Annotated in this window: 7 protein-coding genes; 3 read left to right on the top strand and 4 right to left on the bottom strand. The window is 40.6% G+C overall.

Going from position 1 to position 12,034, the window contains the following annotated elements:
- Positions 1-180, top strand: a 180-nt coding sequence (locus tag JWH17_RS20110; protein ID WP_205224485.1) for a hypothetical protein, incomplete at its 5' end; no start/stop codon positions are given.
- A 524-nt stretch (positions 181-704) separates the two neighbouring features.
- Here the strand turns inward: JWH17_RS20110 and JWH17_RS20105 are convergent.
- The 3 genes from JWH17_RS20105 to JWH17_RS20095 form a co-directional block, all read right to left on the bottom strand.
- A complete protein-coding gene (locus JWH17_RS20105; RefSeq protein WP_205224484.1) occupies positions 705-1,406 on the bottom strand; it encodes an AdipoR/hemolysin III family protein in 702 nt (233 codons plus the stop codon).
- A gap of 211 nt (positions 1,407-1,617) precedes the next feature.
- Positions 1,618-2,985, bottom strand: coding sequence for an ISNCY family transposase (locus tag JWH17_RS20100; protein ID WP_205224483.1), 1,368 nt, complete (start codon positions 2,983-2,985; stop codon positions 1,618-1,620).
- Positions 2,986-3,388: 403 nt separating this feature from the next.
- A complete protein-coding gene (locus tag JWH17_RS20095) occupies positions 3,389-3,973 on the bottom strand; it encodes an excalibur calcium-binding domain-containing protein (RefSeq protein WP_205224482.1) in 585 nt (194 codons plus the stop codon).
- 1,322 nt (positions 3,974-5,295) lie between these two features.
- Between JWH17_RS20095 and JWH17_RS20090 the strand changes: the two genes are divergently transcribed.
- Together JWH17_RS20090 and JWH17_RS20080 are read left to right on the top strand one after the other, a co-directional pair.
- Positions 5,296-5,967 (top strand): abortive infection system antitoxin AbiGi family protein, encoded by a 672-nt coding sequence (locus JWH17_RS20090; RefSeq protein WP_205224481.1) that lies wholly within the window; start codon positions 5,296-5,298, stop codon positions 5,965-5,967.
- Positions 5,968-6,394: 427 nt separating this feature from the next.
- Positions 6,395-7,285, top strand: coding sequence for a hypothetical protein (locus tag JWH17_RS20080; protein ID WP_205224479.1), 891 nt, complete (start codon positions 6,395-6,397; stop codon positions 7,283-7,285).
- A 795-nt stretch (positions 7,286-8,080) separates the two neighbouring features.
- On the opposite strand, the gene JWH17_RS20075 is transcribed toward JWH17_RS20080, so the two are convergent.
- Positions 8,081-11,986 (bottom strand): PGAP1-like alpha/beta domain-containing protein, encoded by a 3,906-nt coding sequence (locus JWH17_RS20075; RefSeq protein ID WP_205224478.1) that lies wholly within the window; start codon positions 11,984-11,986, stop codon positions 8,081-8,083.
- Between the last annotated feature and the right edge of the window lie 48 nt (positions 11,987-12,034).

The following is a 12,034-nucleotide window of genomic DNA, read 5'->3' as shown; positions in this document are numbered from 1 at the left end:
CCGAAAACGATGGCCGGAATCGAATGGAATCCCTGGCCGGAATCAATTGGAATGGGTGGCCGGAATGAAATGGAATCACCGGCCGGAATCCCCTGGAATCAGTGGCCGGATTGCTCTGGAATACTCACCTTAATAGATGTACCTGTTTCAGCTTGTTGGGAGGTTGAAACGCGTGCATAACCAGCGACTTTAACGTTATTAGACATATGATATCTGTAAGGTTGTTATGTGAATGATGTTAAACTTAAATTATATAGTAAAATCAGACACAAGCGAAAAGTCAAGGGAAGATAAAATCGGGCTCTGCTGCTATTTTTGGCTTGGAACGATGAAGTGTATACAGATGATGTAAAGAAAGCGTTCTCGCTTGATTCTCGTTGTTCTTGAGCTGGTTTTCAAGAAACAGTGTTCAGCGTGCCTGTTGCCGGTAGGGAGGTAAATTTGGAATAATTTGCGAATATGAAAATATTTTCGTGGATGACTGCAAGCCAACGCTCTGGTTGCGGCTCGTTGGAAAGGAAGAATGCAAAGCTGATGGGTAAAAGTAATCCTTTACATCTACTGAGCAACCTTAATTGGCTGAACTGGCTGCTTTGCTTTTATCTGAATAAATCGAGGCAATTCCATATCCTTCGGCACATGTTTGCCACTCCAGTCGCAAGCCCTGATATAGATTATGGGGGAAGGGTTCAACTCTTGCAAATCTAGCCTTTCGCCGGTGACCAGACAGATTTTTTCGTTTTTCTATTGGCTGTTTGATACCTTTCTATTCTTTCCACTTGTGACTTATCTATTTCGATAGTTACACCCGATTTTGTTTTCAGTGTAATGGTGTGATTTTTCAATTTAACATGATTGCAGCGAACCTCTCCGCCTTCCTTTGTATAGGTTATATAGAAAGTTTTAATTTTCTCATTTTGAGAAGTATCACTTTTATTAGGAAATATTCTAGACTTATGGCTATATGTTTTAGTCGGATGGCTTGGGACATTTATTGTTTTTTTCTCTTTCTTACCTATGTTGTATAAGGTGGATAATTCTTTGTTTATATTATTATTTATTTCTTTTGTTATTCGATTTTTAGATAAATTATTGATGTTGATAGAATGGGTAATGAATGATGCAAAAATTAATGCTCCAACTATGTAGAATATTGGTGTCAAGATAAACACAGATAGTAACTGCCAAACACCATGTCTGGTGTCTCCACGCACAAGTACAACTATAGCCATTATGAGTGCAGCTAAATTTATTACTATAGCTATGGAGCCAGTAAATGGGATGGGTACTAAGCACAGAACCCATACAATTAGCAACAGTATCCAAGTCTTTTTGATGAATTTGTCTTGGGGAGGTTCTTCTTCTTGTTCAAACCATTGAGTATGTTCTGACTGGCCTTTTCGCATTGTTATGTTTTATATTAGCTAGTGTCTGTCCATAAATGGCATTTTTTTCAAAGGCGGTCGCTGTCAGTCGTACCAGCGAACACAATCGATTCATGGGACAAGCAAACTCTTGCTGTCCTTTTTATCTTGTCATATGCAAATTCCTTCAAAAACCGAAATCAAGGCGCACCTATCCAGTTTGTTTAGAGACATACCGCCAAACAACTGGCTGTTAAGCTAGTTGTTGACGCGCTATGGTAAGCAGGTTGGCTGAGACTATCGACGCCCACACATAACTCTTAAATCCCTCATATCCTTTCCAGGTGCAACGAGCCAGGCCAAGGCTTCGCTTCAACCAGGAGATACCGGATTCTATCCCTGCTCTAAAATTTCGTAATCCTTTATAAACATATCTGCTTCGGCACATGTCTTCTTCCTTGAGCCCACGCCCCTTGGAAAAACAGACGTCTTTAACTCCATTATCCTTTGCTTCCTTAAGGTTCGTTTGAGATGTAAAACCGCCGTCAAAAGACGCCTGCAAAGGATAGCGACCGTAAATATCATTCTGCCTGTCAAGCATTGATCCGGTCAACGTAGTGTCCGCAGGATTGCCATCAAGTACTACGCAGTCAAGAATGAGATTAGAAGCGCCGCCGGTAAGACAAATTTTGTGACCGTAATAGGTGTCTCGCCGATCCTTGCGGATAATATCCGTATGCGGCTCAAAGATTGAAACAATCTTTTCCAGGGCCGGAACAGATTCACCAGCAAAAATTCTGCGTTTGGTTTGGCACGCGACCTGACGAACAATAGGCAGATATTCTTGCAACTGTTTGCAAATACCGCTTGCCAAAGCTTGTTCAATTATGGAACTTCCCACATAATTCTGTAAACTGTGCACCCCCTTTTCGGCGTAGCCTATTGTCTTCTCTGTGAGTTCTATAAGTTTTCTATATGGTTTCTGCCTTGCCGCATTATTCTTGGCATTTGTAATTTCCAGATTCCGTCGTTTTGCCGCCCGTCGATGGTTATGGAAGGAAAACATGATCCCTGGCAGCCTTGTTTTCGCGTCATCAAGAAGTCTGGCCAGAACACGAACAGAATCGAAAAGCAATTCAGAGTCATAGGGTGCATGAATATTGGTTTCAACAACGGTGCAGTCTACGCGCACCTTGCGGCCTTTCTCAATACCTGCATCCTGGGCATAGCCGATCAACACCCTGTTGATTTCCTCCCATGTAACTTCGGATATAGCTTTGATTTTTTTTTGCAGCGTTGATTTTTTAAAATGTTTCCCAAATGGGATTCTACAGAAAAGGCCATACGCCCTGGAATCAACCAGGCGAAATTCCAATTCTCTATAACTGCAGCCCTCTATTTGTTTTACGGATGCGGCGCGTATCACCTGCTCTGCAGTCATACCGCAGGCTCCACTTTTAGCATCGCTCTTTTGCGTTAATGAGCCAATATCTTGTAGAACCAGGTCGTATATGATAGTGTTTTCATCAAGTATATCACTGATCTTTTCCAACTCTTTCGCCTTGGGGTGGTCAGGGGCAGCCTCTGCTAAAGGTAGCTGTTGATTGTGAGTTTTTCGCATCTTTTTCGATTTCCGGAAATAGTTAATCAAGTAATTTTAGCGACTTACTAAAAAAACTTTACCAGAAATCGTAAAAAGAGCACCCCTTAAAAGGCGATTTTCTCTTGCTAAATCAAATAAATAGCTTTTCGCGGACAGACACTAGCTAGTTGTTTGATTTTTCTATTTCTGCCACTTTAGGCACTGGTTGGGCATTTCCTGACAGGTTGTATAACTCTTGCAAATCCGATTTTTTCACTTGGTAATAACGTTTAAGAGCTTTGTTGGTAGAGAATCTATCGGGGACAGACCAGAGTGACGTTAGTTTAAGGCATTTTTTAGCACAAAACCGCCTGATATTCATGTTCACCCCCCCTGAGAGTGGAGAAGGACCAATTAACTAGAGAAACTTATTGGTTATGTCTCACCATCCAGAATTTTCACATGGGATTCCGTCGTTATCTCTATCAAGGTAATCATGCCCCCCTTGCCTGAAGTATTCTTCGGCTTCTACACTGGTAAGATCATCACATCGAAGTCTTTTTCCAGCTCTATCAATATCTTTAGCATTATTCTCCTCGCTTGTACTGCTATTGCTACTGCCTTGAGATCCAAAACGATGTTCGTATCGGTGTCTCCTTCTTACCTCATAGGCATCACTACCAACACCTGGAGTAGTGTAAACAATTTCGGGGGGATTCTCCTTAAGTAGTTTTTGATTGATCTTAGCTAAGGACTTCTCGGCCAATTGAGCACCGATTTTTGAAAATTCTGGGTACTTCTCCTGCAATGCTTTGGAAATTTTATAGGCGTCTTCGTATTTCTTTATTCTATAGCATAATTGACCCAGCTCATTCCATATCCATCCGGCATCGGTGAGGCGAATGGCTTGAATATAGTCTGTGATGGCCGCACTATAGCTTCTTTTTTCGACGTATTTTCTGGCACGAAAAACCAGCAATTGCGCCTTGGTAGTTGCATCGTGCGCTTGGTTTATCTGCTGGGTCATATTTTTGATAATTCCATAGGGTTTAACTCCAGCACATAAGGGAGTTGCACAAAATATGGCAAGAATTACAACGGTAACAACGCATTTTGTCATAAGCATCCCGGGTTTGATTGATTCTTACCATTAATTGATGACACTCTGAAAAAACAGGTTTCAGGTCTTTGCTTGACTCTTTTAATCTATACACAATATTTATAATGGAGCTAAAACACGATAAATGTCAAGCTAGAGTGCCAGTATCAAATACTCTTACCCATTTACAGGGCGTTTTCCACATGTTTGCCACCTTTCTCTCAAACGTTGAAATACTGGAAGGGGGTAAGGGGTCGACTCCCGCGTTCTAAAATAAAGGAAAAAAACACTGAAATTGCGGGATAACCGATACAGAGTGAGTGTGTTTCAATTCGGCAAAATGTGCAAAAACGAAAAATCTACTTTTATCGGCAATGTATTTGCCGTCTATGGCGAAAGGGCAAGAGTGGCGATGCCGTTGATACTTCTATATGGAAGCTAGGATGGTAGTCTTGAAAGTCTATGTAACCAAACATTCTGAACGCTGAAGCGAAGAGAGGAAATTGTCGTAAGAAATTTCGTTATCCTTGAAATACTCTCTGTTGAACGGCATTTCATCTCTAAAAAATAGCGATCCCAGGATTTTGTTGACTCAGGCTTTTTGATTTTTTTTTCTAGTAACTATTTTTTGTACCTGATAACGGTGACATTCTCTGTCTCAAAAAATAATTCATCGTCAGGTTACGGCACTAAATAAGAATGATAGGCATATCACATGCAGATCTAGCTACCTGAAGAAATTTAGTTGTACAAGGGACGGTTGTACCTGTTCCGCCAATTTCAGCGACGTTTAACGTCTGCTGCATTTACCCAACTGAGCTATAATTGGTATACGTTGCGGTAGCAGAACGTGACATCGCTTACCCTCTGTTGGTTCTCGCCGGTATTGCCATCTTCATTCCAGAAAACATCTTCCATTCGGCTTGCAGGGAATGTAACAACTTGTCTAGGGTATATGCTCAAGAGAAACAGGAACAAGGTGAACTTGCGGGTTTCCTCAATTGGTTAACAGTGCAAGTGCTAACCTCAAAACCCCTTAATATACTTACCAGTAACACTACGTTATGTAACGTTACCCGAAGTAAAACGACAAAAACACTTGCACTAAACAGCACAGTTTATTTAGCTAATACAATATGATAGGAACAGTTCGGAGAGAGCAATTCGCAGGAAGGACTTCTCTTGGTAGGCTATTTACTCAGCCTTCCGGATAATTACTGGTTATATTTATTTTTTAATTTGGGTATTTGATGATCATTCATTTTACGAAAAAGTTTGAGTTCCTAAACTCTATTCTTGATTCAAAGTCATTTAGGCTGAAATATTGCTGCGAGTACATAGGTGATGAAAAAGGTAAAATAGTGTCAAATGCGGCACATCCAATGATTTCATTTAGCGAATTTAATGACAACGATTTAGAACATAAAACGATTACATACGGTCGTTATGGAATTGCATTAAAAAAAGATTGGGCTAGAAAGCGTGGAATTGGACCAGTATTGTATGTAGAGAAAAACTCCCCAGCGGCAAAAGGGCTTGTTAGCTTGCTGCGAGCTCGGCAAAATCTGGACACATTGCCAGACGAGTTACGCTTGCCAATAATGCAAATGAAGTGTTTTACAAAACACGAAACAGGCTACAACAGTTCGAATAGGGACGAAAACTTTTGCTTCAAAAGTGAAAATGAATGGAGATTTGTCCCAAGTAAAAAGCAGATCGGAAACAGACCAATTTCTGAGAACTATTCGACATACAAAGCAAATGAACAAAAATATAATGAGCTGCTATTACCTCACCCTCTACGTTTTTCTGAAGAGGATATCGAGTACATCTACACAAATACTTTAGCGGAAAAAGAAGAACTGATCTCTACGTTTGGGTTGGACGGAAGAAAGATAAAAATAAGTTCTTGGAAATCATAAATATAACAAACTGTTCAAGAGTGATTCGCAACGCGTGGCATTTTTACTATGCGTTGGCTTCAGTGTTTAAGGTAGTGGTATGCGGAGACATCGGTATTGCGTTGCTCACACCTTAACAGGGCGTTCGGCAGAAAATACATTGTGGGTTCAAGCAGATGAGGGGAGTGTGCAGTTCGATTCTGCAGATTGAATCAGTAATGAATGTTGCTGCAACTTTTAATAATCATTCATCTGGTCAATTGGCTTCTGACAGTTGGCCCCCAAAGGAGGAATGTATGAAAGAGAAACACAACATTCATAACGAAAAGGAAATTAACGTTGGGATAAAGGTAGTAATACGATCGCATTTCATAATCTGTGTTACAGCAATATTCTTACTATTCGGTCAGGGTGGTTTTCCCTCCTCTCCTTGAACTCACAAGTGAAAATGTCAGAACCATTTTACCATTATCGTCCACTTGATCGTGACCTGGATCTATTTATATCGGATTCAATAGGGGTTATCGAGGAACTAAAAAGTGATGGTTACCGGATATCGGACTCAAGTCGTTTTCCTCTATTTCTCAAAGAGTTATCTAACTTCATTAAATGTCGTTCTCAGGTAGAATTTAATTCATTTGACAAGCCTCTACTCGCTGATGGTTTTAGAGATTTCGCGGAACTCAATGCAATAGTTAAATCACAAAAAATACGAAAGGAAAATAGAAAGGAAATTCAAAAGATATTTGGCGGAACGAGAAAGCCGTCAGAAGACAATTTAACTCAAGCAAGAGATTTTCAATTTGAGTTATACTTGGCAGCAATTTTTGACTTATCAGGTTTTTTTGTTGAAATAGCGGAGCCCGACTTCAAATTTGAATATAAAGGTACAATCTATTCAGTTGCAGCAAAACGAATCAGCAGTGAAAGCAAAATACAAACAAGGTTTTCAAAAGCAAAAAAACAAATCAAAAAATGTGGAATCCCAGGTTTTATAGCTTTTTCTATTGATAGAATAGTTTGGGATAACATGAATGATGATTGCTACATTGTAACAAACGACCCTGATTCGCTTTATAAGGCCGGGCAAAGCACGCTTCATCAATTGTTGAAAAGTAAAATAAAAGAGGCCGCATGGAAACACAGAGATCCACTTGTTGTGGGCCATATTGCATCTTTTGCTGTCCCGGCACTTGTTAAAAAACAAGGGGAGATGTTTAGCTTAGGAATTTGTTCAAATCAATTGTTTATCCCCTCATTTGATCTGCGCGTAGGAGGCGAAATGTATACAAATATAACGGAGATTCCTGGGCAAATTAAATGGCCCCCACAGGGTTAACCATTGACAAAAAACAAATTTAGCCGAACCAAGGCATTCACCAGACGACAAGAAGCGCGGCGGCGCTTACGCGGCAAGTTTTGGTGGGCCGCAGGTGATGCAGGTCGTTAACCTTGCCACATCGAAGGGCTCAATTTTATTCCACTCCCTGGTTAATACTATTCCTGTTAAGTTATTATCGCAGTATTCGTGATGCCCTGTCACACCACTCCTCAGCAACTGCAAACTCGGCAACAGTCTCCCCTTGTTAATCGCATAGTAAATCCAATCAAAACCAAGTTCACAAAAACTAAAGTCCATCATCATGGGATTTGAGTTCTGCCGTTAAATGTTCCTTGAACGATGAACTGTATACAGACTGTGTAAAGAAAGCGTTATCGCTCGATTCTCGTTGTTCTTGAGCTGGTTGTCAGCAAATGGTGTTCAAGCTGCTTGTTGCTGATGGCAAGTTAATTTGGAAAAATTGCGAAGGTGAAATTATTTCGTGGATGCCTCCTACCCTTCTGGTAGTGGTTTGCAATAAGGCTGGAGTATGAAAAACAGTGTAACTTAGTGAAAGGTAAAATGATGGGTTAAAACCATGGTAGCTAGCCATAACCTATTCGTTACCTGAACAGTCACAATCTAAAATCTTGGCTCATTGAACAAAGTGATACATTCAAACTGGCAATCTCTACTCAGGAGTTCAGTAAGCTGACCGTCAGTTCAGATTACCTCACCGGTATTCATAGCAAAAAAGGTCAACCACAGTACCCTACGGGATACTGTGGCAAAGTGAAAAATTGTCAAGGTTGGTTAATCCTTTATGCAGCGGACACTAACACCGTTCGCACGGTTGTTAATGCCCATGTAGGTGGGCCCGCTGCTGTTGAAGGATAAGGTGGATACCTTGCTGCCATACACCGTACTGGACCAGTAGAAGCCGTAGTTGCTTTCGTTGGTGATCACACCAGAGGGGTTGCGGGAACCCGCCACAACAAGCTTCAACGGTGATGCGAACGCACCTGCTGAATTTTTAATGCTCCATGATAATTGCTCAGCATTCCATTCTGCTTCATTTGGCAATCTAAACCCTGGTGGGCAAGGATTGTTGATGCCTGAGACACCCTGCCACAGATTGTCATTCTGAGGTATTCTCCAATCATTAGGTGAATCAGGGGCAATAATGAAATCAGCGTGTCCCGGATCATCTGTCGAACTAAGTGTTACCTCAGGAGTTAGCGAACTCGTACGTTTTTCATGCCCATCAGCTAGCCTACCCCATTGGTATAAGTCACCATATGCATCAGTGTCAGTTGGGCTTGTAGCGACTCTGGAAGCACCTAGATTACGATCCATCCAGACTTGTCCTGTTAGAGAAGTTACAGTAGGAATTCCTACTGCTTGATTCCAAACATCAACATCACATTGTCCGTAGTCGTTAAATCCTGCAGCCACCACGATACCATCCGATCTCAGGCCAGCAACATGTTGAGAGCCAGCAGATACAGCAACCAGTTCTGCCCACCCTGCGATCGCAAAATTTAGGTTGTCAATTCCGTCTCCCGCGTAAACAACAGTACCATCCTTCTTTAGCCCTACTGTCTGGGTTAGTCCTGCCGATATGGATATAATATCAGTCCATTCATCTATATTATCGAGCTGACCATAATAATTGCTCCCTACTGCTACAACAGTACCATCTGCCTTTAACCCTACGGTATGATCATGACCCGCTGAGATAGCAACTATATCTGAAAAATGCTCAACACCGGTTCCATTATAAAAATCATCTCCTGCAGCTACCACTGTACCATCTGCTTTTAGGCCTATAGTAGTGTGCCCCCCTGCAGAAACAGCGATGATATCCGTCCAATCCCCGACGTCAAGATGGTTAAAATTTACATTGCTAACATCACCCGCGCTCCCTACTGCTACAACAGTACCATCTGACTTTAATCCTACGGTATGGCGGTATCCCGCCGACACATCAATGATATCAGTCCATTCATCAACGTCAAGCTGACCATATCCGCCATCATACCCTATAGAAACCACAGTGCCATCTGACTTTAACCCTATCGTAAAAAGCCGTCCCGCGGAGATATCAACTATGTCTCTCCACTCACCTACATCAAGCTCGCCTTTAGTATTGTTTCCTACAGCAACAGCAGTACCACTCTCCCTAAGCCCAACGGTATGGTAATATCCTGCACTTATTTGTTTGATACAGTCTTGCCCTTGAGGACCTAGAGGAGTAAGATAAATTGTATTAACTGATATATATGGAGTGTTTACAAATTCTCCCGTTGGTTGATAGTGCGTGTATGTTTCATAACCTTCTATTGAAATATCAATATTAAACCAAGAAAATGGTGAAAATGGGATATTGAGATAAAAGCCATCATAGTAGGTACCAGGAATTTCATCCCCGTGAATGTCTGTTACTTTAAAAGAATCATTCGATGCAAAAATACCGATGCTATCATCTGTGCTATCAACAAGTCCGACAGAAAGCTTTATGAAAGGTATTGCCCTGTTATTATTGCTATATTTAAGCAGCCAGTCTTTTACCGTTTTAAAGCTGTCGTGTGTGCATGAGTCAGATGAAGGACAGTAAGGCTGATACTGACATATAGGATCATTGTCGTTATAATTACCAGTGCAACTAATATAATTATTTATAGTATCATTTGTAACGATAAAAACAGAATTTTCACTAGGTGACGCTATCGATTTAAATGGATCACTACCTTTTGAGTGCACATATCCAAGAACATCTGCTGCTATTGTATTTTGCTCTGGCTCTGGGTTAAAATAACCTGAATGCCCAAGGACTGTTTCCGTTACAATTGATCCTAGATAGAGGTCACCAACTGCCCAATTGCTATTACTAAAGAAAGCATTTTGCCCAGAAAGCAACTCTAAATTGTCCTGATATACAGTTAGATCAGGGTGAAAACGTTGCCCTTCATATGATATTAAGTAATCACCAAAAGGAGTGGTAAAATTATTTTTATATTTTGTTTCACCTTTATCAGAAATCAAACCTATTGCTACCTGAATCGGTATATTTTCTGGAAGTGGGTATAAATCTAATCTGGAAAGTTTTTTTATTATTTCACCTTTTTCTGTTTCAACACCAAGAAAGTTTAAGTCAACTAAGCTATCATGCAAAGTTGATTCACCTGCTTGGTGAACTGAGATATCATTGTTGCTGAAATCAGGCAAACCAAATACTGATAAAAACTCATGATTTTGTCCTACTGGCATTATTAACTGATCACCAGTATCTTCAAAAAACACATCTTCTTTTTTATCAAAGATACCAGAATGGGGAGTCCCTAAGGTTGTTAGTGAAGCCACATATGGAGAAGCATCAAGTGAAGCATTATCAGGGAATATTCCTTGAAGCATTGTTCTTGCAACAAGACCGCCGAATGAATGTGCAACAATATGTACTTTTCTGTTCCCAGTTACTGAGTATATTTTTTCTATTGCATTATAAAGGTCTTCTGCAACATCTTGAAAACGAGAATTACACTTCCACTGAAAATCAAATGGGATAAATTTTAACTCACCGTTAATCTTAATATCAGCTATTAACCTGTGAAAATCTCCCCAATATTTATACCCTCCACCAAATTTATTACCTCTTTGAAATCCATGAATAAACAAAACTGGCTCTATTTCTTGACTTGCTCCTAATTGACTAATAATTTCTTCCGTTCCTGAGCTGTATAGCCTAACACTCTTATCCGAATACGGTTGGTGATTGACTGGTTTCCAACCACCATCATCATATTTAAGAGCTTCATATGCAACACTTGCAGAATCAAAATATTTTCTGGTACTATTTGGCAGCCTGTAACCACCATCTTCTTCCAATGCATACCAAGCCCAATCATTTTCAAGCTTCCATTCTTTTCCAACAAAATTGGGTGAGCTAACAATTTTTCCTGAAAAATGATCTATTTCTCCTGAACAAATATAGCCTGTTTCATCTACCGTACATTCCCATAAAAGATCTTCAACAGCTCCAGATTGCCAATTAACATTTAAAACAGGAAGGACTGAGACAGGAGCTACGAAAGTGTTTAATGGAAATGTTACCTTTATTGGGGTGTTAAAAAAGGTTCCATCGGGTAAAAAGTCTGCAAAAGCGAGCACTTGATTATTGCTTTGCAAGTTTATCAATTTGTCATATTCCTGTTCAGGAAAAAGATTTACTCTGATTATTTCTGGTTTAGTTAGGCTTCCTGATGGAATATCGATAATAATTCCACTATCAGTTTTTATTGTGCCTCCCCCTGGCCCAACTAAGGCGGCCGCTTCAGCCTCTACTTCTTGAACAACACTCAATCGGATCATTCCTCCTGGCTTGCTCTTCAACTGAACTGAAAGACTATTTTCGCCCTCAATCAACTCAATAGGAACCTCAACATAGTCCACATTTTGGTTAAAATTATCTGGAGTAGCGACATTGCCCCCATTCACCGATATGACGGTACTGCTCACCTTTTCGACAGAATCGTCCTCAGCACCATTGTATATCCTAAGAACGGCTGGACCTTCTATTCCAGGAAAAGTTTGATACTCTGTAACTGGTTGCCCTTCACCCCTAGTGAAACTGTCCTCCAGACAAGTGACTTCTACGCCAAGCGTAACACTCACTAGCCCTACCAATAGTATCAAAATAGCCAAACCGATCTTTTTAAACATACTTTCCCCTTTCGTTAGCCTCTAACACCCTGAATATTATTGTTTTCT

The sequence above is a fragment of the Desulfogranum marinum genome (assembly GCF_016918565.1).
GTDB classification, from domain to species: Bacteria; Desulfobacterota; Desulfobulbia; order Desulfobulbales; family Desulfobulbaceae; genus Desulfogranum; species Desulfogranum marinum.
The sequence above is the reverse complement of the archived record's forward strand: the minus strand, read 5'-3'. Positions and strand labels throughout refer to the sequence as shown.

Excerpts from the sequence above, each read along its gene's own strand:
- JWH17_RS20105 (WP_205224484.1), bottom strand. The coding sequence starts at position 1,406 with ATGCGAAAAGGCCAGTCAGAACATACTCAATGGTTTGAACAAGAAGAA.
- JWH17_RS20100 (WP_205224483.1), bottom strand. The coding sequence starts at position 2,985 with ATGCGAAAAACTCACAATCAACAGCTACCTTTAGCAGAGGCTGCCCCT.
- JWH17_RS20095 (WP_205224482.1), bottom strand. The coding sequence starts at position 3,973 with ATGACCCAGCAGATAAACCAAGCGCACGATGCAACTACCAAGGCGCAA.
- JWH17_RS20090 (WP_205224481.1), top strand. The coding sequence starts at position 5,296 with ATGATCATTCATTTTACGAAAAAGTTTGAGTTCCTAAACTCTATTCTT.
- JWH17_RS20080 (WP_205224479.1), top strand. The coding sequence starts at position 6,395 with ATGTCAGAACCATTTTACCATTATCGTCCACTTGATCGTGACCTGGAT.
- JWH17_RS20075 (WP_205224478.1), bottom strand. The coding sequence starts at position 11,986 with ATGTTTAAAAAGATCGGTTTGGCTATTTTGATACTATTGGTAGGGCTA.